Origin of the sequence: Enterobacter sp. BIDMC 26 (genome assembly GCF_000534435.1) — a bacterium.
Lineage (GTDB): Bacteria > Pseudomonadota > Gammaproteobacteria > Enterobacterales > Enterobacteriaceae > Enterobacter > Enterobacter ludwigii.
Genome location: NZ_KI973182.1, coordinates 4,084,574 through 4,106,690 on the forward strand (window position 1 = coordinate 4,084,574; position 22,117 = coordinate 4,106,690).

Below are 22,117 nucleotides of genomic sequence, written 5' to 3' on the forward strand. Positions count from 1 at the left end.
AAAGGCGTATAACAGGGTGTTATACGCCTTACCGGGTTATTTCAGGTTGGCTTTAAAGAACGAGGCCAGTTTTGCAAACGGGATCAGATCCGTGCGGTCATACAGGTCAACGTGGCCTGCATTCGGCACGATATACAGCTCTTTCGGTTCACCGGCGCGTTTATAGGCGTCTTCGCTAAACTCTTTCGAATGCGCTTTATCACCCGTGATAAACAGCATCGGACGCGGTGAAATGGTTTCGATATCGTTGAACGGATAGAAGTTCATAAACTTACCGATGCTGCTCATCATCGGTTTCGTCGTCAGCGCCTCTTTCTCGCCCTGTGGCGTGTACCCGCCGCGTTCGGTGCGATAAAAATCGAAGAACTCACGCTGGATAGCCGGCGTAGAATCATCCAGCTTATTTACCGTCCCGGGAATGTAGGCTGTCTCTGCACCCTGATACTCTTTCAGACGCTGCTCAGCGGCAGAGGCAATCATCGCTTTACGCTGTTCAACCGTCACGGAATGGTTGAGGCCGTTGCGGAAGGCGGAGCCCATGTCATACATGCTGACGGTGGCGATCGCTTTCATGCGCGGGTCAATTTTCGCCGCGCTAATAACGAAGCTGCCGCTGCCGCAAATGCCCAGCACCCCGATGCGCTGTGGATCGACAAAAGACTGGGTGCTCAGATAATCCACGGCCGCGCTGAAATCATCGGAATAGATTTCTGGTGAGATCAGATGCCCCGGTTTACCTTCGCTTTCCCCCCAGAATGAGAGATCAATCGCCAGGGTGACAAAGCCCTGTTCCGCGAGCTTTTGCGCATAGAGACTGGCGCTTTGCTCTTTCACCGCGCCCATCGGATGGCCGACCACGATCGCCGGCAGTCTGGCGTTTTTATCCGCCTCTTTTGGCCGATACAGATTGCCGACGACGTTCATCTGATACTGGTTTTTAAAGGTCACCTTCTGCTGCGTAACCTTATCGCTTTTATAGAAATTATCTGCGCCCCGGGACATATCGGCAGCGCTGGCGGCGAAGGCGCTGACTAACAGCCCGAGCGCCATGGTGAATCTTCTCATGATTAACTCCTGTGAAGTGTGTCGTTGTGTGAGGTGTAAAACGTGAACATGGCAGCGGCGATAAGCAGTACACCGCTGAGTGCAAAGGTGCTTTGCCAGCCGCTGTGGTCAAAGGCCAGGCCACCGAGCGTGGAGCCGAGCGCAATGGAGAGCTGCACCATTGCCACCATCAGTCCGCCACCCGCTTCGGCATTTTCAGGAAGCGTTCTGGCAACCCAGGTCCACCAGCCGACGGGGGCGGCCGTCGCGACCAGTCCCCAGAGGCCGAGCAGGGCGGTGACGGCGGCAAGGTGATGGCCGAAGGCCATCAGTGCCGCGGCAATCAGCGCCATCACCACGGGAATGGCGACCAGCGTGGTGTAAAACCCGCGGCGCAGAAACGTGCCGATCAGCAGGGTGCCGATAAAACCCGCCACGCCAATGACCAGCAGGATTAACGATAACTGCGTCGCGCTGGCGAAAGTCACGGTTTCCAGGAACGGACGCACGTAGGTAAACAGCGCGAACTGCCCCATGAAAAAGACGCCGCACGCGACCATTCCTTTTGCCACCAGTGGGTTTTTCAGCAGGCCGAAGGCGCTGGTGGACGACGCGGTGCGCTTTTCCACGGACATGGAAGGCAGGCTGAACCACTGCCAGATAAACGCGAGCAGGCTGACGGGCACCAGGCAGTAAAAGGCACCGCGCCAGCCGATTGTCGCCCCCAGCCAGCTGCCGAGCGGAGCCGCAACGACGGTCGCCAGGGCGTTGCCACCGTTAAAAATGGCCAGCGCACGTTGAACCTGATGCGGTGGCACAAGGCGAATTGCGGTCGCCGCGGAGAGCGACCAGAAGCCGCCAATGGCCACGCCAAGCAGTGCGCGTCCCAGCATATAAAGGGGATAGCTCTCAGCCACGGCGATAATCAGACCGGAGACGGCCATCAATGCCGTCAGGCCCAGCAGCAGCGATTTGCGGTTAATGCCTCCCGCAAGAGAAGAGAGAAACAGGCTGGTCAATACGGCCAGCGCGCCGGATATCGCGATCCCGAGGCCCGCCAGGCCTTCACTGACGGCGAGATCCCGCGAAACGGGCGTCAGCAGACTTACAGGCATAAATTCTGAGGCGACCAGCGTAAAAGCGCAGAGGGTCATTGCCAGCACGCCGCTCCAGCAGGCACGGGACTGGCGCGCTGATGTTTCGTTCACCATAGCGGACATCGTGTTTACCTTGTTATTCGTTCGGCCAGATTCGGACAAGCCGGGGCCGGGCGCTATTCACGGGAATAACGCATGCTGATGAAAGGTTGGAATGTGGTTGACGTCAGGTCACAGTGAAAATTTTACACGGCGGGTGTATTCTGACTAGCTAATCAATGCTTAATGAGCTTATAAGTTTGGCTTATAAATGAGGGTGTGATGAAGCGTAACCTGAACGATCTTTTTGCTTTTGTCACCGTGGCGCGTGAGGGCAGTTTTACCCGTGCCGCGGCACAGTTGGGCGTGACCCAGCCCGCGTTAAGCCAGGCCATAACCGGGCTTGAGAACCGGATGCAGATCCGCCTGCTGACCCGCACCACCCGCAGCGTTTCTCCCACCGCAGCCGGCGAACGCTTGCTCAACGCCATTGGCAACCGTTTCGATGAAATCGAAGCAGAGCTGGACATGTTGACGGAACTTCGCGACAAGCCCGCCGGCACGGTGAGGATCACCTGTGGACCCGATGTGTTATCGCGCACCCTGTTGCCTAAGTTGACGCCGCTTTTGCGGCAATACCCCGACATTCACATCGAGTTCGACGCCAATCACGGTTTTCGCGATATCGTTGCCGACCGCTTTGATGCGGGCGTTCGTATGGGAGATACCATCGATAAAGACATGATCGCGTTGCCGATAGGCCCGCAGTTGCGTATGGCCGCGGTCGCCTCGCCGGACTACTTCGCCCGTCATCCTGTTCCGCAAACGCCGCATGAGCTGACGCAGCACCAGTGTATTAACCAGAGGATGATTAAATCCGGCGGGATTTACGTCTGGGATTTTGATCAGGACGGTGGCGATCTGAACGTGCGCGTGAATGGCCAGCTGACCTTTAATACTTCCTGGCATATTGTCGAAGCTGCCCTAGCGGGATTCGGGATTGCTTTCCTGCCCGAAGACGAGTTTGGCGATCATATTGCTGAAGGCCGGTTAATTCGCGTGCTGGAACCCTGGTGTCTGCCCTTCCCGGGGTATTATCTCTACTACCCGAGCCGAAAGCAGCCGTCGCCGGCCTTTTCGCTGGTGGTGGATGCGCTGCGGATGCGATAACGTTGACCCGATTTCATCGATCATCGCCCTGTGGCCCACATCGTTACGCGCGGCATCGGGCTATTCTCCTCTTCACACTATGAGGAGAATACCCATGAACATCACCCAGATTCGTAATGCTACTCAGCTGATTACCTACGCCGGGAAACGCTTTTTAATCGACCCAATGCTGGCCCCGAAGGGCGCTTATCCGGGCTTCCCCGGCACGGCGCATGCGGAAATCCGCAACCCGATGGTCGAGCTACCCGTTGACGTCAACACGTTGCTGGAGGCGGATGCGGTGATCGTCACCCATACCCATGACGATCACTGGGATCGCGCCGCTGTCGAACTTATCGGCAAAGATAAACCTGTCTTTGTGCAGAACGACAGCGACGCCGCGCTGCTACGCAGCCAGGGATTTACCCACCTGACGGTGATGACCGAGGAGACGGCGTTTGGCGATATCCGGATCGCGAAAACCCGCGGCGGCCAGCACGGTACCGATCGTGCTTACGCCGTGCCGGAGCTGGCGGAACGGCTGGGTGAAGCCTGTGGCGTGGTTTTACGTCATCCTGATGAGAAGACGCTCTACATTGTCGGGGATACCATCTGGCGTGATGAAGTGGCAGCCGACCTGCAAAAGCATCAGCCGGATGTGGTGGTGCTTAACGCGGGCTATGCTCACGTCATCGGGTTTGGGCCGATTATCATGGGCCAGGAAGATGTGCTCAACGTCCACTTCCTGCTGCCGCAGGCGAAAATTGTGGCGACCCATATGGAGGCCATCAACCACTGTCTGTTGACCCGCCATGCGCTGCGTGAGTACGTTGACGCGAACCTGATTGGTGATGCGGTGAGCATTCCCGAGGATGGTGAAACCGTTATATTCTGAGCATCACCAGGGGAAAGGAGAGATACATGGCGCTAATCAACGTCGCGATTGTTGCGGTAGACGGGTTCAGCCCGTTCCACTACTCCGTTCCCTGCATTTTGTTTGGTGATACGGTATCCGGCGAAAAGCGCTTTAGTGTGTTGATCTGCGCCGAAAAACCGGGATTACTGACATCCACAGACGGGTTTGCGCTTAACGCGACTCACGATTTCTCCGCCATCGGCCAGGCAGATATCGTCGTGGTGCCTTACTGGCAGCATGTCCAGCAACGCCCGCCCCAGACGCTTCTCGACAGCCTGGTCCAGGCCAGAGACAACGGGGCGGAGATCGTCGGGCTTTGTCTGGGGTCGTTTGTGCTGGGTTATGCGGGCATTCTCGACGGTAAACGCGCGGCCACGCACTGGGAATTTGAACATCAGTTTCAGACGCTTTTCCCGGACGTAAAGCTGGATATCAATGCGCTCTACGTCGATGACGGCAATATCATCACCTCTGCGGGTACTGCTGCCGCGCTTGACTGCTGCCTGTACATCATCCGCCAGCGCTTTGGCAGCGTGGTCGCCAACCAGATTGCCCGCCGTATGATCGTACCGCCACACCGCGAGGGGGGGCAGGCACAGTTTATTGCCCAGCCGGTACCGAAAGATACCCGTGACGGACGAATCAATTATCTGATTGACTATCTCCAGCAGCACATTGCCGAACCGCATAATCTGGACTCGCTGGCAGAGGTGGTATCGATGAGCCGCCGCACGCTTACCCGCCATTTTGTAAAAGCCACCGGGATGAGCGTGGCCGACTGGCTGACCACCGAGCGCCTGCGGCGCAGCCAGATACTGTTAGAAGCCGGGAATATGCCCATTGAAAGCGTGGCAGAGCTGGTAGGGTTTAACTCTGCTGTGACCTGGCGCCAGCAATTTAAGGCGCATTTTGGCGTGAGTCCGGCAGAGTGGCGTAAGACTTTTCGGCTTCGTCATTAATTTATTACTGCTTCCTCGGCGATGCGGCGTTCGATACCCGCTATGTTTCCAACGTAGTACTCGACCAGACCGATAACCGCTACCTGAACGGTATCGGCTCCGATCTGGATCTGATGGATAACGCCGCGGCGGCGCAGCAGTCGCTGGGCCTGCAGTTTGGCGTCTCGCTGACTGCGGATCAGATTGCTGCGCTCGACCACAGCTTACTGTGGTGGGAGAAGGACGCCGTCAACGGCGAAACGGTGATGGTGCCGAAGCTTTACCTGTCGCCGAAGGACGTTACCGTCAATAACGGCAGCGTGATTGCGGGCAACAACGTCACCCTGAAGGGGGGAAGCATCACCAACAGCAGGCGCTGTGGGGGCGGCATCCGGCGAACTGATTGCGACAGCGATTGCCAGACAGCTCTATCCGGACACAGACCCGTCGACGCTGACGGAAGGGCAGAAGCAGACCGTGAGTACGCTGGCATCTGTTTCAGCGGGCATAGCTGGCGGGCTGGCCGGGGGAAATACGGCTGGTGCGGCGGCCGGGGCCAGTGCAGGGAAGAATAGTGTTGAGAATAATTTATTCGACGGTAGTGAAGAGGCTCAGGCAGCGTGGATACGCCAGCACGGCGTCGATATGGCGACCTGTTCCGATAATCCGAGTGGGGCCGCATGTCAGAAAGCAATGAATGAACGTGATGCCGTAGGGGTGGCGCTTGCAACAGGCAGTGTAGCTCTCTTACCCGGTAGCGCTCAGGTCTTATGGGGATTAGGCGCAGGTGCTAATGCTGGTATCAACTATCTAGCTGATGGAACTATAGACCCAACAACAGCTATTATTGGTGGCTGGGTTAATGTGATCAGTGCCGGAAATGGTATTGGAGGAACAGTTGGCTGGAATGCGGCCGGAGGTGCATTAGGAAACTGGCTTGAAGGTAAAGATCCAATATCTGGTGCGTTAGTAAATGGTGCAGGTTCCGTTGTGGGTTATGGCATTGGCAATGGCCTTAAATGGGGAGTTAACGCTGGTGCGAACTGGTGGAAAGGTGGTTGGGATCCCAAGTTTAACACTGACCTAAGACAGTTTACTGAAGTAAAAGGGGATTATGGTATTTCAAAAGAAATGAAACCAAGCAATGTGCCAAGCTCAATTGGTGACATTGGTGGTAGTATTTCTTCAGAAGTTGGAGGTAAGTATACAGAGTATAAAATGAAGCAAGTAGGAGATGGTAGATGAAAATACTAAAATATACTCTTCCTCTGGTTTTTTTTATAGTATTTAGTATGGTTTCAATTTTTCTGACAGGGATCGTTTTATATGCATGCGGAGAGGTTTTTTTCTTAGTTTATAAAGGAATACCAATATCTTTTTCACCGAGTATTATTTTGTTTTTAGGTAAAATAAGTATATACATTGGTAGTTTTGCTGGAGTAATGTTATTGATCGCTAACGTGCTAAAAAAATGATAAAATTCGGCAAGTTGTAGCAAAAAATAATGGGCTGGATCTGAGGCATAATTACTGTGATACAACATTCCAGTGTCTTGATTACCCATAAAAAATAAAAATACATATGGTATATCTGAGAAAAGAGTAAAACTAAGATCTCGCTTACTGAACCGGGATCTTAGTCATTCACATATCTTTGGCTGGTCAATACTGACGACGCTCAGCCCTTCAGCGCATCCCCGCAGTTCACTGGTGGTTGGTCGAAGGCGTTGTCACTTATTAATCACTCAATTTGATGAAGCAAGAAGACAAAAAACTACCCGAGCCTCTCCACCCTCGTCTCTCCCTCCGCCATCGACAGCTCATACAATGAAAACGACCGCTGTTTCTCAATCAAATTCGCCAGTTCCGGCGAGTGGCTGGTGAGCCAAATTTGTGAGTAGCGGCTGGCCTCGGCGATTAAGCTCGCCAGCGCGGGCAGCATCTGCGGGTGCAGGCTGTTTTCCGGTTCGTTCAACGCGATAAAGGCCGGTGGGCGCGGGCTTAACAGCGCTACCGCCAGGCACAGGAAGCGCAGCGTGCCGTCGGAAAACTCCGCCGGTTCCAGCGGCCTGTTCAGCCCCTCGCGCTGCATCATCATGCGAAAGCGGCCGCCGGTGTTGTCGCTGTAAAACTCGCAGCCGGGGAAGGCCTGATCAAGAATGCGCATCAGCAACATTTCATCGCCAATTTCGACAATGGTCTGAAATGCTGCCGCCAGGTTGGCGCCGTCGCTGGCCAGTACCGGGGAGCGGAAACCGACCTGCGGGGCACGCATCGCCGAGCCGGACGAGACGGAAAATTCATGATAAAAGCGCCAGTTACGCAGGGACTCGCGCATCTGCGACACTTCCGGGTAGAGATGCGGTTCGCCGAGCTGCCCGAACACCGATTCGTTTTCATACAGCGTGCCGCTGTGAGTCACTTTTTCGTGGTGCACGTTGTTGAGAAATACCGCCTGATTCCTGCGCTTCATCAGCTGTGATGAAGGGCGACGGCGCTGACCGGTAAGCCAGATGGACTCTTCTTTAATGACCGGATCGAGCTGAAACTGGGAGGGATAGGGCAGCTGCTCGACAAAGCCCACCTGCAGCTCGTACTCGTAAGTGTCCGTTTCCACCGCGAGGTTCATCCGCCGGAGCTGGTCGCTACGGGTCTTACCTGCCCAGAACACCTTCAGAATACCGCCTTCATTTGCCAGCGCCTGGGAGAACTGCCCCTGCGCCGCGCTGTGCATCAGGTGTATCGCCTTGTAGATATTCGATTTCCCGGTACCGTTGGGGCCGAAGACGATATTGAGCGCTTCCAGCTCCAGCGACATGTCGCGAATCGAGCGGTAGTTTTGGATGTGCAGGCTTTTGATCACAGGCAGGCTCCTTTTTTGCACTGTAGGCCTGTATATAATTACAGTCTTTAAGGTTAAATGCAAAAAAAGAGACGACAGTGAGGGTGTCGTCTAAACGGGGTACTGCTTTGGGCCTCTGAGGGTCAATGGGGCCTTCGCATTTTTATGATCACTTGACTGCCAGACGCAGACCCAAATCATCAGGATAGGGATCAAAGTAGTTTTGCGTCATCAGATACCGGTCAGGGTATTCGGCCAGGTAGTGCTTCAGCAGCGTGATCGGCGCGAGGATGGGCAACTGCCCGTTACGGTAGTGCAGGATCACGTCGCGAAGTTCGCCGCGCTGACGGCTGTTGAGCTGGTTACGGAAATACCCCTGAATATGCATCAGCACGTTGGTGTGGTTCTTCCGCGAAGCCGGTTTTTTCAGGATGGTCATCAGCTTTTCGCGGTACGCCACAAAGAAGGCGTCCAGATCTTCCCACTCGTGCAGCGTGGCAACGAACGGGCCGATTTCACGATAACCCGCCTGATGGTGCGCCAGCAGCTGAAGTTTGTAGCGGCTGTGGAAGTCCAATAGCGCACGGCGCGTCAGACCCTGGGCGCGCAGTGTGTTCAGTTCATGAAGCGCGAAAACACGCTCAACAAAGTTTTCCCGCAACACCGGATCGTGCAGGCGGCCATCTTCTTCCACGGGTAACCACGGCAGGGTTTCAAGGAGGGTGGCAGTGAACAGCCCGACACCCTCCTTGCGGCCCCGGTTGCCGTTTTCATCATACAGCCGCACGCGTTCCATGCCGCAGCTGGGGGATTTTGCACAGACGATAAAACCTGCCAGATCGCCGATTTTAGGCAGATAATCTGCCGTAAAGTCAGCCATCTTTTGCGTAACGTCTTCGTGCGGGGCGTGGCTAAAACGCATCTGGGTTTCACCGCTGTCCGTCACTATAAGACGCAGTGCAGGGCGTGGCGTCGGCAAGCCGATGGCCATCTCAGGGCAGACGGGCCTGAAATTCACCCACTGGGCCAGTTCGTCCATGACAAAGCCCATACGCTTATGTCCGCCGTCGAAGCGAACGGCGGAACCGGTCAAACATCCGCTAATACCGATTACAGGTTTCATTGTCATGGTGTGTGTCTCCAGTTCGTATATCTAAAACTTACACAACATGAGTAATTTGTCCAAGTATTGGCGGAGTTATTTTTTATTATCCTTTAAAATCAATGTTTCTTAACTGCCCTTGTAGGTCGAGTAGCCATACTGGCTCAGCAGAAGCGGGATGTGAAGTTTCTCGTTGGTTCGGGTCACGGTAAATAGCACTGGGATCTCCGGGAAGAAGGTGTCCAGCTTTTTGCCGTGGAAGTAATCAGCGGTTTTAAAGGTCACTTTATACACGCCTGGCTGCATGTCCTGATCCTGCGGATAGAGTGATTTGATACGTCCGTCGTGGTCGGTTTTGCCGCTGGCAATCTGGGTCCATGTGTTCTGCTGCTGCTTCTCCAGCGTGACGGTAACGTCAGATGGCGGCATCCCGGTTTGCTGGTCGAGAATATGTACGCTCAGGGTGCCGGCAGGGGCGCTAAACGCGGCAGGGGTAAAGGCCATGGCGGCCAGCATCAGCAGAGGGGTTATTTTTTTCATTGTGTTTTCCTGTGGGGTTGTCAGTCACAGGAAAACGTTAGCATTTGCGGGACGGAAAAATATTCAACTTTTCGTGAAGTTTACCGCAGGAGAAAATAATCAGAGGATAATCACTTCAAGGGATACCTGCTGCTGCCACTGCGCCACCTGCTTTTTCCGTGCGGCGGTCAGTTTACCGCTGGTCACCAGAAGCCATTTGCGCTCGGGGAAAATCTCAGGCGCCAGTGACGTGGAGGGGGTAGGCAAAATATCGATACGGTGCCCTTGTCCGGTACGCGTCAGGGCCTCGAGCCAGATTTCACACGGGTCATTCAGGTACCAGCCACTAAGCAGGATGTTATCACCCGGCGCTTTTTTGTCGCCTTCAAGGCAGAACGAGGCATAGGCGATGATAATGCCGTCGAGGATCTCGCGCAGGGTCATGGCGGCAGGGATGTTGGCTGACATCTGGCTGCGCAACGGACGCAGCACATTTGCAACCAGCTCTGGCCTGGGGTATTCGCGGCCGGCGTCGTAAATCATCTGGCGCAGGGACTCAATTTTCCCGTCCTGCAGGCGTTGCAGCATGGTCTCAAGCAACGTTTGCCAGTTGTTGGTCCGGCGCGGGACGGGGCGTTCCAGTAGCGGTTTGACCTGGCCGATGGGCACGCCTTTTTTCACCCAGTCGAGGATTTTCAGTGCCTGCTGAACGTCCTCATCACTGTACTGGCGATGGCCGCCCTCCGTGCGCTGTGGCTTCAGTAAACCATAGCGACGCTGCCATGCCCGCAGCGTCGTGGCGGTGATCCCGCTGAGTCTGGCGAATTCGCCGATGGAGTAAGCCATGTCCGTGTCCAGAGTGGAGGAATACTCTCAATATACTACGAATTTTCCCTCACGGGATGAAGCGCCGTAACGGTGCACTACACTTTACTTCCAACCGTGCAAATGAAAGGAATTCTCATGAAACTATGGCCTGTTGTGACGGGTGTCGCCATTGCCCTGACTCTGGTGGCCTGCAAATCCCCTACGCCACCGAAAGGCGTAAAGCCCATTTCAAATTTTGAAGCCAGCCGCTATCTCGGCAAGTGGTATGAAGTTGCCCGCCTGGAAAACCGCTTCGAACGCGGGCTGGAGCAGGTGACCGCCACCTACGGCGAGCGCAGCGACGGTGGCATCAGCGTGCTTAACCGGGGTTTCGACCCGGTCAAAAACAAGTGGAATGAGAGTGAAGGCAAAGCGTACTTTACCGGCGAACCGACGACGGCAGCGCTGAAGGTGTCGTTCTTCGGCCCCTTCTACGGCGGCTATAACGTGATCAAGCTGGACGATAAGTACCAGTATGCGCTGGTGAGCGGGCCGAACCGCGACTATCTGTGGATCCTGTCTCGTACGCCGACGATTCCGGATGCCGTGAAGCAGGACTACCTGAATACCGCACGCAGTCTGGGCTTCAAGGTTGATCAGCTGGTGTGGGTTAAGCAGTGAAGATCGTGCTTTCTTCGTAGGGTTTTACTGGCTCGCCTGGATAGACTTCCGTTAAAAGCTCAACGGGAGACGACGACATGAACTGGCAGCCTTTTCGCGGCGACGCACCGGAAAATATGACCATTTTCAGTGCGTCATTTCCGGATATTAGCGACCAGTGGCCGATGAAGGACGACACTGCCCGTGAGATCAATTCGATTAATCGGGCGTTGAAAGCCGACCCGGCGCTTCGTCCTCCGTTGATTGAATACGAAGAGGGGGGACAGGCCGTGCTTGTCCCACAGAACCGTTATTCCGGGCAAGCCTACCGCAATCGTCCGGCGCTCACCGCGTGGCGTACCCGGCTGGTTCCCTCTGCGCTGGCGCTTTTTGTGGTGCAAAACCCGCTGGAGGAGCGCCTGCCAGACGGAACCCGAATGGACAGCGACAGCCGCCAGTGGTTTATCCATGCGAACGATGCCATTGGTGTGCGCTCCCGTGCAAAAGTACTGGCTGCGATGGTGGATAAATACATCCGCAACGGGAACGATAACAATTGGGTGAGCCTGGCGAGCGGGGCTGCAATTCCCGTGCTGGAGGCGCTGCGCGAGGCGAAGCTCGACGGCCAGCAGGTGTATCTGACGCTGGTGGATAAAGACCCTGTGGCGCTCAGTTGGGCCGAAACCATGGCGGCGCAGGAAGGCATTATCGTGGGTGAACAGCTGACCCTGCTCAGGCGCAACTTGCTCCATACGCTGGTGCGTAACGAAGATTTACTGCATGAGCTGGGCGAGCATCAGGCCGAACTGGTGGATGCGCTGGGGATTTTCGACTATTTCAACGATGCCGATGCGGTGATTTTTCTCCAGCGTGCGCTGCGGCTGATAAAGCCCGGCGGGGCGGTGATTGTCTCGAATATGCTGGCCAGCAGCCCACAAATCGATTTTATTTTGCGCTGTATCGGCTGGGAGGATATTTACCCGCGGACGCTCCGGCAGCTGCAGGATATTCATATCGCGGCAGGCGTGCCGGTGGAAAATGTCACCGTGGTGGTCCCGAAAGACGGGGTGTATGCGGTGATGGAGATTAAGGTGGGGGATGACAAACCGCACGGTCAGTTCCCTCTCCCTGAGTGAGAGAGCTAGGGTGAGGGGGGACAGGGCGCTACAATATTTACTGTTCCTCAGTTGTTCGGTTTACCCGAACAACTACCACGAAGGATTAGCTGGTTTCTTTATTCTCAATGTCTGTTGGGGATTCTTGCTTTTCATGCTCTATCTGCTGACCAGTCTCCTGAACCAACTTCCGGGCCACTTCCTTGATACGCTCTCGACTTTCACAGGTTCGAGAGTTTATTACTTCATTTAAGGTCTTCATTTTATTGCCTCCATGCTTCTGGATACTTGATTTAATCGCTGCGCTCTATAATGATCCCCTCATGAAAATCGAAACCGCACACCCCTCACACTTCGAACGCCTGGTCGCGATCTGGGAGTCTTCCGTTCGTGCCACCCATCACTTTTTACAGGAAAGCGATATTGCGACCCTGCGCCCGTTATTGCTCAATGCCTATCTGCCCAATCTCAAGGTTATGATTGCCCGTGATGAAGCGGGTGTTATTCATGGCTTTTTAGGCGTCGATGAAAACCGCATTGAAATGCTGTTTGTGGATGATGCGTGCCGGGGGAAGGGTGTGGGTAAATTACTGCTGAACTATGCCATTGCGCATTTTGGTGCGAATGAAGTGGATGTAAACGAGCAAAACCCGCAGGGTGTTGCGTTTTATCAGCATATGGGGTTTGTGCCGGTGGGGCGCTCAGAACGCGACGGACAGGGGAATGCGTTTCCGTTGTTGCATATGCGGTTGGGTGAGTGAATGCTAACTTAGCGCAGATATCCTACTCGTTAGATATGAAATGAAACGCGTTTTGCCGTTCAGGAATTATACCTTACGATTAAAGTTAGGCTATTATGATATCCATAATATAACCGAACAAATAAATATCAAGGTAATTAATTAGTTGAAACACATGGGTAAAGTTTAATGCCCGAATATTTGTGGGTGAGAAAACTAAAAAGGATGACTTAAGAATTACTGAAAAGCAGAAGAGTCACATAAAAAATTTTAGTGAATAGATTTAATTATTATTTGGGTTTAATGGTGGAACAAATATGAGAATAATCTCTTCAAAGAATTTTGGCGGAAGATCACAGGAGTCGAACCTGCCCGGGAACGCTGGCGTCCCCAACTGGATTTGAAGTCCAGCCACCTCACCGGAGATGACGATCTTCCGCGCCTGCATTGCTACATGGAGGCGGGGCGCATTATAGCTACTTTCAGGCATTTACCACATACCCCGGCACACTTTTTTCACCTCTCTTTTGACCTTAACACCCCTGTTTCAGTTAATTCCTAAGAAAATCCTCAGGTTAGCATTTCGTGCTCGTCAATATTTACCGCGATCACAAAAAACAAGAAACGTAACCAGCTAACCAGAAAACGCAATACCCGCTCCTGAAACAATGGTTTAAAAATCTGTAACCGGTCTCAGCGCCCCCTACAGCGTGAAGGATAAAAAAATGAGCGACGTATTGTCAGTAAAAGAGAAGATTGGCTACGGCATGGGTGACGCCGCCAGCCACATCATTTTCGATAACGTTATGTTGTACATGATGTTTTTCTATACCGATATCTTCGGCATTCCTGCCGGGTTTGTCGGCACGATGTTCCTGCTGGCACGTGCGCTGGATGCGATTTCGGACCCGTGCATGGGCCTGATCGCCGACCGTACCCGCAGCCGCTGGGGTAAATTCCGGCCGTGGATACTGTTCGGTGCTATCCCGTTCGGCATTGTCTGCGTGCTGGCCTACACCACGCCGGACCTCAGCCTCAACGGCAAAATGATCTATGCCGCCATTACCTACACGCTGCTGACGCTGCTCTATACCGTGGTTAACATTCCTTATTGCGCGCTGGGCGGTGTGATCACCAACGACCCGACGCAGCGTATTTCCCTGCAGTCCTGGCGCTTTGTGCTGGCGACCGCGGGCGGCATGCTCTCGACGGTACTGATGATGCCGCTGGTTAACCTGATTGGTGGCGATGACAAAGCGTTCGGTTTCCAGGGCGGGATCGCCGTGCTGTCGGTGGTCGCGTTCCTGATGCTGGCGTTCTGCTTCTTCACCACCAAAGAGCGCATCCAGGTGCCGCCGAGCACCACCTCCATGCGTGAAGACCTGCGAGATATCTGGCACAACGACCAGTGGCGTATTGTTGGTGTGCTGACCATTCTCAATATCCTCGCCGTCTGCGTGCGTGGTGGCGCGATGATGTACTACTGCACCTGGATCATGGGCTCGCCGGAAATCTTTGTCGCGTTCCTCACCACCTACTGTGTCGGGAACCTGATTGGCTCTGCGCTGGCGAAACCGCTCACCGACTGGAAATGCAAGGTCAGCATCTTCTGGTGGACTAACGCCGCCCTGGCAGTGGTCAGCGTGGCGATGTTCTTCGTTCCCATGCATGCCACGGTGGTGATGTTCACCTTCATCTTTGTGATTGGGGTGTTGCATCAGCTGGTGACGCCGATCCAGTGGGTCATGATGTCCGATACCGTCGACTACGGCGAATGGACCAACGGCAAACGTCTTACCGGCATCAGCTTCGCGGGCACGCTGTTTGTGCTGAAACTCGGCCTGGCGCTGGGCGGGGCGATGATCGGCTGGATGCTGGCAGGAGGTGGTTATGACGCCGCAGCTAAAACCCAGAACAGCGCGACCATCAGCATCATTATCGGCCTGTTCACCCTGGCCCCGGCGGTCTGCTACGTGCTGAGCGCCATCATCGCCAAACGCTACTACACCCTGAAAACGCCTTTCCTGACCAAAATCATGAGCGAGCTGGCACACGGCGCGCGCCGCAATCAGCAGGAGTTTGACAACCTGCCGGTCAGTAAAGAATTACAGAACTAAGAGGACGAGAGTATGAAAATCAGTGATGGAAACTGGCTCATTCAACCGGGCCTGAACGTCACCTGCCCGGTTCAGGTGTTCGATGTAGAGCTGCAGGGCAATGACCTTGTGGTATACGTGGCGCCGCGTGATGTACGAGAACGTACCTGGCAGCTTGATACCCTGATGTTCACCGTCCGTCTTTTCTCCCCGCAGGAAGGGATTGTCGGCGTGCGTATCGAGCACTTCCAGGGCGCGCTGAACAACGGTCCGCACTATCCTCTGAATGTCATCAAAGAGGTGAATGTTGAGATTGAAAACAATGCCGAATTTGCTGAGCTGAAAAGCGGTCACCTCAGCGTACGCGTCACCAAAGGCGAGTGCTGGGCGCTGGATTTTCTGCGCAACGGACAGCGTATTACCGGCAGTCAGCTGAAAAACAACGGTTACGTGCAGGATACCCGTACCGATCGTCATTATGTTTTTGAGCGTCTGGATCTGGGCGTAGGTGAAACGGTCTACGGCCTCGGCGAGCGCTTTACCGCGCTGGTGCGTAACGGCCAGACGGTCGAGACCTGGAACCGCGACGGCGGCACCAGTACCGAGCAGTCATACAAAAATATCCCGTTCTATCTGACCAACCGCGGCTACGGGGTGCTGGTGAACCACCCGGAAAACGTCTCGTTCGAAGTGGGTTCGGAGAAAGTCTCCAAAGTGCAGTTCAGCGTCGAAGGGGAGTATCTGGAGTACTTCGTGATCGACGGCCCGACGCCAAAAGAGGTCCTGAACCGTTATACGCGCTTCACCGGGCGTCCGGCACTGCCCCCGGCGTGGTCCTTCGGCCTGTGGCTGACCACGTCGTTCACCACCAACTACGATGAAGCCACGGTGAACAGCTTTATTGATGGCATGGCGGAGCGCGACCTGCCGCTGCATGTCTTCCACTTCGACTGCTTCTGGATGAAGGCCTTCCAGTGGTGTGATTTTGAGTGGGACCCGGTGACCTTCCCGGATCCGGAAGGGATGATCCGCCGCCTGAAGGAGAAAGGGCTGAAGGTTTGCGTGTGGATTAACCCGTACATCGGCCAGAAGTCGCCGGTATTTCGCGAACTGAAAGAGAAGGGCTACCTGCTCAAGCGCCCGGACGGTTCCCTGTGGCAGTGGGACAAATGGCAGCCGGGCCTCGCGATTTATGACTTCACTAACCCGGACGCGTGTCGGTGGTATGCCGACAAGCTGAAAGGCCTGGTGGATATTGGCGTCGACTGCTTTAAGACCGACTTTGGCGAGCGCATCCCGACGGACGTCCAGTGGTTTGACGGTTCCGATCCGCAGAAGATGCACAACCACTACGCATACCTATATAACGAACTGGTGTGGAACGTACTGAAAGAAACGGTGGGCGCGGATGAGGCGGTGCTGTTTGCCCGCTCGGCGTCGGTAGGTGCGCAACAATTCCCGGTGCACTGGGGTGGCGACTGTTACGCCAACTACGAGTCGATGGCGGAAAGCCTGCGCGGCGGGCTGTCGATTGGTCTGTCCGGCTTTGGCTTCTGGAGCCATGACATCGGTGGATTTGAGAATACCGCGCCGGCACATGTCTACAAACGCTGGTGCGCGTTTGGGCTGTTATCCAGCCACAGCCGCCTGCATGGCAGCAAATCTTATCGCGTACCGTGGGCGTACGATGATGAGTCCTGTGATGTGGTGCGTCACTTCACTCAGCTGAAATGTCAGATGATGCCGTATCTCTATCGCCAGGCTGCCCTGGCTCGCGAGTATGGCACACCGATGCTGCGGGCGATGATGCTGGAGTTCCCGGACGATCCGGCATGCGATTACCTCGACCGTCAGTACATGCTGGGGGAGTCGGTGATGGTAGCCCCGGTGTTTTCTGAGGCCGGTGACGTGCAGTTTTATTTGCCGGAAGGGCGCTGGACCCATCTCTGGCATAACGATGAAATCGAGGGCAGCCGCTGGCATAAACAGCAGCATGATTTCCGCAGCCTGCCGGTCTATGTGCGCGATAACACCCTGCTGGCGTTGGGCAACAATCAACAGAAACCGGACTACGCCTGGAACGAAGGGACAGCATTCCAGCTGTTTAACCTGGGCGATGGCGCGATGGCGGTGAGCGAAGTGCCTGCGGCGGACGGTTCTGTGGCATTTACGCTGAAAGCCACACGCAGCGGCGACACCGTGACCATTACCGGCACAGGTGACGCGCGAAACTGGTCGGTCTGCTTGCGCAACGTGCAGAAACTGAGTGGTGTAAAAGGCGGCTCAGAGGCCGGGAGCGAGTGGGGCGTGGTGGTGAAAGCGGAGGGTAATGAGGTGGTGGTACACCTTTAATTTTCCTCACCCTAACCCTCTCCCCAACGGGGGAGGGAAGGGTTTGCTCCTTCTTCCTTTCAGGGAGAGGGCCGGGGCGAGGATAGTGTCGACACCTCTCCCCCCGTCATCGTCTGTTGCACCTGCTGTTTATCCATATTTACCGCATTCAGTTTCCCGTTAACCGTCGGCTTCAGCGGTGCGTTGGCCTGCACGCTGCCGCTGGCGGTTAGCTGGATATTGCCATCACCGCCAATGGGCAGCGCCGGCCAGCCCCACGCCTGCAGCACGTTGAGCGGCACGCCGCGTCCGTTCAGGCTGATTGTGGTCTGCCGTGGCGGAAGCTGTGAAACCGTCGCCGTGGCTTCCAGAATGCCTTTTTCGGTGAAAGCACTCAGGTCGGTAATGTTTACCGTTGAGGCGTTAGCGTTCAGCGCCAGCGACGGACGACGCACGTCCACGCGGTTAAAGGTCGCCGCCGCGCCGTTCAGCGTTGCACTGCCACCCCATACGCCCCACTGGCGATCTTTCGCCAGCTGCAGGTTCGCACCATAGCCATCAAGAGAGGTGATTTGCCACGGGAAGGCCGGGTCGATATCGATAACCAGGTTGCGGCTCAGGCCGAATTTTTTCAGCGTCAGGCTGTTAAGCCATTCCGGTAACGGCTCCATCCACAGCGTTTTCCAGTTCTGTGGCAGGGTGTATTCCAGCCCGGCGATGGCAACATCATCCAGCACCAGCGCGTTACCCTCGCGCAGCCAGTTGCCGGAAGCACGTACCATGCCGCCCTCCCAGCGGGAGGTAAACTGGCGCAGCGCCACGCCTTGCGGGGAGAACTCCGCATTCATGATCGGGTCGAACAGATGCAGAGAGCCATAAATAAACTCGCTGGCGTTCATGGACAAACGCCCCTCCTGACTTTGCCAGTCGCCTTTGCTGAGTGTCAGGTTGCGCAGGCTTAAATCGAGATCGGTCACCGCCCAGTCCGGCCCCTGCAGGCGTGCGTCAGTCACTTCCAGACGGCCAATCTGCAGCGAGGGAATGGTGGTCAGAGGCGCGAAGAAATCCACCAGTGACTTATCGCTTTGCAGGCGGATCTCATTCAGACGCATAGTGTCGATAATCCAGCTGCCGTCAGCGTTGCGCAGGGCGGACCCGGTGAGCGAACCGCGCGCCATATCGGCACCAATGGTGTTCAGCACCACCTCTTTGCCGTTGAGTTGTCCCTGGATCAGCACGTTGGTGGCCGGCACGCCATTCAGGGTAAGCGAGCCTGCGCTCACCTGGATCTGTGCGTTTTTACCCAGCACATTGCCTGCTTCTGGCTGCCACGGGCTGACGCCGCCCGTCACTTTCTGTGCGCTGAGATCCCATTCCGTATTGGGGCTGTTAAAGGCCATGTTGTTCAACTGCAAACGGTCTGCCTGGAACGGGAGCGGTGCCGTCTGAGGAGAAAGATTAAGCGTGCCATCGAACAGGGTAATGGTGTCCATGTGCAGCGGATCGGTGACCTGTCGGCTACTCAGACCAATATCGACTTTCCTGGCCACCAGCGTAGCGGGTTTACCGTCGCGGCCAAACGTGACGTTTTCCAGAATGATGTGGGAAGGTGACGAAAAGCGGTGATCCATCAGGTCGAAATTGAGTTCGTAATCGGTATTCACCGTTATCCAGTTGCTGGCCTGAGATGCTCCCCAGCGGGTCTGGAGCAGAATATAGAGCGCCAGCACCACAATGAGCAGGGCCACCAGAAGATAGACGAGTACCTTTCCAATAAATTTCATGGTCTTCCATCCCGCGAAACGCACATAAGGGAGTTATGCACGATTTATGCGCAATGCTCAAGGCGGGAATGGTGTAAAGAGATGTCACGGCAGGCGTTGACAGCCTGCCGTAAGGGCGATCAATTTTTCTCAGGCGGGAAAACGAGGTTCAGAACAATCGCGGTGATACCGCCTGCCGCAATGCCGGAAGAGAGCAGGTTTTTCACCCAGTCCGGGGCAAACTGCAGGATTAGCGGTTGCTGTGAAACACCCAGACCCACGGCCAGCGACAGGGCAATGATCATGATGGCGCGGCGGTTCAGCGGTTCGCGGGAGACGATACGTACACCGGAAGCCGCGATGGTCCCGAACATCACCAGCGTTGCGCCGCCCAGCACCGGTTCAGGTATATGCTGCACAAAACCGCTTACCGCCGGGAACAGGCCGAGGACGATCAGCATCAGCGCCACCACAAAACCGACGTAGCGGCTGGCAACGCCAGTCAGCTGGATCACGCCGTTGTTCTGGCCGAAGCAGGAGTTCGGGAAGGTGTTGAAGACCGCAGAGACAAACGAGTTCAGGCCGTTCGCCAGCACGCCGCCTTTCAGGCGTTTCATATACAGCGGGCCGGAGACCGGCTGCTCGGAGACATCAGACGTGGCGGTGATATCGCCAATCGTCTCCAGCGAGGTGATCATAAAGACCAGCATCAGCGGCAGCAGCAGACCCCAGTCTATGCCCAGGCCGTAGTACAGCGGCGTTGGAATGGTGATCAGCGCACTGTTGGTCTGCGGGGTGTTCTCCGGCAGCATACCCAGCGCCCAGGCCAGCAGATAACCTGCCGCCATGGCGATCACCAGCGATGCCACACGCAGATACGGGTTACGCTGACGGTTAAGCAGAATAATGATTGCCAGTACCACGCCGGCCAGCAGCAGGTTTTTCGGTGCACCAAAAGTGTGGTCGCTCATTGCCGCATAACCGCCACCGATGGAGGTCAGGCCAACCTGAATCAGCGACAGGCCAATGATCATCACCACCACGCCGGATACCAGCGGCGTGATCACGCGACGCGCCAGGTGCAGTACCCGGGAGATCACCATCTCGGTGCAGCTGGCCAGCATCAGCGTGCCAAACAGCGCCGCCATCATGGTCGGAACATCCGCACCGCCGGTTTTGAGGGCTGTACCGCCCATGATCAGCGGTGCGACGAAGTTAAAACTGGTGCCCTGGATCGACAACAATCCAGACCCCACCGGGCCCCACGCTTTAATTTGAATAATGGACGCCACGCCGGAGGCAAAGAGGGACATACTGATGATGTGCTGTGTATCCTGAGCCGGTAAACCAAGCGCCTGGCAGATCAGCAGCGCCGGGGTGATCACCGCAACGAACATAGCCAGCAGGTGTTGGCAGGCGGCAAAAAGCGTCTGAGGAAGAGGCGGACGGTCTTCAAGGCGGTAAATCAGTTCGCTATTTTGCTTCTGCGCAATCGGTTGCGCATCGGGAGACTCAAGGGTGTTAACGGACATCGGCGGCAATCCCACGGTGGAAAAGCGGGCATTTTATCTGACCACCTGGTAAAAGCAAACGATTGCCAACAAAAAAAGACAAGAAAATCTGCCGCTGTGAGCAGGTTTTCTACAACCCATGGGGAAAAAAAATTACACTTTTTGCGCCGGCGGCTCATGACGAGCGCAAGCCGGCCCAGGATAACGCCGCGTGTGTATGGAACACGCGCATAACAGGAGCCTTTTATGATTCATCTCGATACGTTGTCGACCCTTGTTGCCGCAACGCTGGTCTTACTGCTTGGCCGTAAGCTCGTACACAGCGTTTCCCTTCTGAAGAAATACACCATTCCTGAACCTGTTGCCGGCGGACTGCTGGTGGCGCTGGCCCTGCTGGTGCTGAAGAAAAGCATGGGCTGGGAAATTGATTTTGATATGTCCCTGAAAGATCCGCTGATGCTGGCCTTCTTTGCCACCATTGGCCTGAATGCCAACCTGGCGAGCCTGCGGACGGGTGGTAAAGTGCTCGGCGTATTTCTGATCGTGGTGGTAGGGCTGCTAGTGATGCAAAACGCCATTGGTATCGGGATGGCCACGCTGTTGGGCCTGGATCCGCTGATGGGGCTGCTGGCCGGATCAATCACCCTCTCTGGTGGCCACGGTACCGGGGCGGCGTGGAGCAAGCTGTTTACTGAGCGCTACGGCTTTGAAAACGCCACCGAAGTGGCGATGGCCTGCGCCACCTTCGGTCTGGTGCTGGGCGGCCTGATCGGTGGGCCGGTGGCGCGGTATCTGGTGAAGCACTCTGGTACGCCAGACGGAAGACCGGACGATGAGCTGGTGCCCACTGCCTTTGAAAAACCCGACGTCGGACGCACCATCACTTCGCTGGTGTTGATTGAAACTATCGCGATGATTGCCATCTGCCTGACGGTGGGCAAAGTGGTTGCGCAATGGCTGGCAGGTTCAGCGTTCGAGCTCCCGACGTTTGTGTGTGTGCTGTTTGTTGGGGTGCTGCTGAGTAACGGTCTGGCGCTGATGGGCTTCTACCGCGTATTTGAACGTGCCGTATCGGTGCTTGGCAACGTCTGCCTGTCACTGTTCCTGGCGATGGCCCTGATGAGCCTCAAGCTCTGGGAGCTGGCCTCGCTGGCGCTGCCGATGGTGGCTATTCTGGCCGTTCAGGCGCTGTTTATGGCGTTCTACGCCATGTTTGTGACCTGGCGCATGATGGGCAAAAACTACGATGCAGCAGTGCTGGCGGCCGGGCATTGTGGGTTTGGTCTGGGGGCAACGCCGACGGCTATCGCCAACATGCAGGCGATCACCGAACGTTTTGGGCCTTCGCATATGGCGTTTCTGGTGGTCCCGATGGTCGGGGCGTTCTTCATTGATATCGTCAACGCGCTGGTGATCAAGCTTTACCTGATGCTGCCGATGTTTGCCTGA

18 protein-coding genes, 1 tRNA gene and 2 pseudogenes are annotated in these 22,117 nt (G+C 55.7%); 11 read left to right on the top strand and 10 right to left on the bottom strand.

Going from position 1 to position 22,117, the window contains the following annotated elements; all coding sequences use genetic code 11:
• Positions 1–36 precede the first annotated feature (36 nt).
• Both L462_RS04260 and L462_RS04255 read right to left on the bottom strand, forming a co-directional pair.
• Positions 37–1,065, bottom strand: coding sequence for an alpha/beta hydrolase (locus tag L462_RS04260; RefSeq protein WP_032679306.1), 1,029 nt, complete (start codon positions 1,063–1,065; stop codon positions 37–39).
• Between the two features lie 2 nt (positions 1,066–1,067).
• Positions 1,068–2,264 (bottom strand): MFS transporter, encoded by a 1,197-nt coding sequence (locus L462_RS04255; protein WP_032679307.1) that lies wholly within the window; start codon positions 2,262–2,264, stop codon positions 1,068–1,070.
• Positions 2,265–2,462: 198 nt separating this feature from the next.
• Between L462_RS04255 and L462_RS04250 the strand changes: the two genes are divergently transcribed.
• The 5 genes and pseudogenes from L462_RS04250 to L462_RS25710 form a co-directional block, all read left to right on the top strand.
• Positions 2,463–3,350, top strand: coding sequence for a LysR family transcriptional regulator (locus tag L462_RS04250; RefSeq protein WP_020882709.1), 888 nt, complete (start codon positions 2,463–2,465; stop codon positions 3,348–3,350).
• A gap of 94 nt (positions 3,351–3,444) precedes the next feature.
• Positions 3,445–4,224, top strand: a complete 780-nt coding sequence (locus L462_RS04245) for an MBL fold metallo-hydrolase (RefSeq protein ID WP_032679308.1) — start codon at positions 3,445–3,447, stop codon at positions 4,222–4,224.
• Between the two features lie 26 nt (positions 4,225–4,250).
• Positions 4,251–5,204: a GlxA family transcriptional regulator gene (locus L462_RS25705; RefSeq protein WP_032679309.1), complete on the top strand. Its 954-nt coding sequence runs from the start codon at positions 4,251–4,253 to the stop codon at positions 5,202–5,204.
• A gap of 5 nt (positions 5,205–5,209) precedes the next feature.
• Positions 5,210–5,575: pseudogene (locus tag L462_RS25795) on the top strand (hypothetical protein); the annotation flags it as partial.
• A pseudogene (locus L462_RS25710) lies at positions 5,553–6,428 on the top strand (VENN motif pre-toxin domain-containing protein); the annotation flags it as partial. The pseudogenes L462_RS25795 and L462_RS25710, both read left to right, overlap by 23 nt.
• A 528-nt stretch (positions 6,429–6,956) precedes the next feature.
• Here the strand turns inward: L462_RS25710 and L462_RS04225 are convergent.
• The 4 genes from L462_RS04225 to L462_RS04210 all read right to left on the bottom strand — a co-directional run bounded on the left by L462_RS04225 (position 6,957) and on the right by L462_RS04210 (position 10,491).
• Entirely contained in the window at positions 6,957–8,045 is a 1,089-nt protein-coding gene (locus L462_RS04225) for an AAA family ATPase (protein ID WP_032679311.1), read from the bottom strand.
• A 148-nt stretch (positions 8,046–8,193) separates the two neighbouring features.
• Positions 8,194–9,153 (bottom strand): YbgA family protein, encoded by a 960-nt coding sequence (locus L462_RS04220; RefSeq protein ID WP_020882705.1) that lies wholly within the window; start codon positions 9,151–9,153, stop codon positions 8,194–8,196.
• A 102-nt stretch (positions 9,154–9,255) separates the two neighbouring features.
• The gene (gene uraH, locus L462_RS04215) at positions 9,256–9,666 is read right to left on the bottom strand and encodes a hydroxyisourate hydrolase (RefSeq protein WP_032679312.1); all 411 of its coding nucleotides are present in this window, start codon (positions 9,664–9,666) and stop codon (positions 9,256–9,258) included.
• Between the two features lie 99 nt (positions 9,667–9,765).
• Positions 9,766–10,491, bottom strand: coding sequence for a MerR family transcriptional regulator (locus L462_RS04210; protein WP_014168030.1), 726 nt, complete (start codon positions 10,489–10,491; stop codon positions 9,766–9,768).
• A gap of 117 nt (positions 10,492–10,608) precedes the next feature.
• Here L462_RS04210 and L462_RS04205 point away from each other — a divergent pair, with 117 nt between their 5' ends.
• Positions 10,609–11,133, top strand: coding sequence for a lipocalin family protein (locus L462_RS04205; RefSeq protein ID WP_020882704.1), 525 nt, complete (start codon positions 10,609–10,611; stop codon positions 11,131–11,133).
• Positions 11,134–11,210: 77 nt separating this feature from the next.
• Entirely contained in the window at positions 11,211–12,248 is a 1,038-nt protein-coding gene (locus tag L462_RS04200) for a class I SAM-dependent methyltransferase (RefSeq protein WP_025206501.1), read from the top strand.
• An 85-nt stretch (positions 12,249–12,333) separates the two neighbouring features.
• Here L462_RS04200 and L462_RS25225 read toward each other — a convergent pair whose 3' ends face one another.
• Positions 12,334–12,489, bottom strand: coding sequence for a hypothetical protein (locus L462_RS25225; RefSeq protein WP_155964449.1), 156 nt, complete (start codon positions 12,487–12,489; stop codon positions 12,334–12,336).
• 61 nt (positions 12,490–12,550) lie between these two features.
• Between L462_RS25225 and L462_RS04195 the strand changes: the two genes are divergently transcribed.
• Entirely contained in the window at positions 12,551–12,988 is a 438-nt protein-coding gene (locus L462_RS04195; RefSeq protein ID WP_032679313.1) for a GNAT family N-acetyltransferase, read from the top strand.
• A 322-nt stretch (positions 12,989–13,310) separates the two neighbouring features.
• On the opposite strand, the gene L462_RS04190 is transcribed toward L462_RS04195, so the two are convergent.
• A tRNA-Sec gene (locus L462_RS04190) sits at positions 13,311–13,405 on the bottom strand.
• Positions 13,406–13,692: 287 nt separating this feature from the next.
• Here L462_RS04190 and L462_RS04185 point away from each other — a divergent pair.
• Positions 13,693–15,084 carry a glycoside-pentoside-hexuronide family transporter gene (locus L462_RS04185; RefSeq protein ID WP_020882700.1) on the top strand — a complete coding sequence of 464 codons (1,392 nt, stop codon included), beginning with the start codon at positions 13,693–13,695 and terminating at the stop codon, positions 15,082–15,084.
• A 12-nt stretch (positions 15,085–15,096) separates the two neighbouring features.
• The gene (gene yicI, locus L462_RS04180) at positions 15,097–17,415 is read left to right on the top strand and encodes an alpha-xylosidase (protein WP_032679314.1); all 2,319 of its coding nucleotides are present in this window, start codon (positions 15,097–15,099) and stop codon (positions 17,413–17,415) included.
• Positions 17,416–17,474: 59 nt separating this feature from the next.
• Here yicI and L462_RS04175 read toward each other — a convergent pair whose 3' ends face one another.
• Both L462_RS04175 and xanP read right to left on the bottom strand, forming a co-directional pair.
• Positions 17,475–19,178 (bottom strand): AsmA family protein, encoded by a 1,704-nt coding sequence (locus L462_RS04175; protein ID WP_032679315.1) that lies wholly within the window; start codon positions 19,176–19,178, stop codon positions 17,475–17,477.
• A gap of 119 nt (positions 19,179–19,297) precedes the next feature.
• Positions 19,298–20,689, bottom strand: a complete 1,392-nt coding sequence (xanP, locus tag L462_RS04170) for a xanthine/proton symporter XanP (RefSeq protein WP_032679316.1) — start codon at positions 20,687–20,689, stop codon at positions 19,298–19,300.
• Between the two features lie 225 nt (positions 20,690–20,914).
• Here xanP and gltS point away from each other — a divergent pair, with 225 nt between their 5' ends.
• Complete coding sequence (gltS, locus tag L462_RS04165; protein WP_014168040.1) at positions 20,915–22,117, top strand: sodium/glutamate symporter; 1,203 nt, start codon at positions 20,915–20,917, stop codon at positions 22,115–22,117.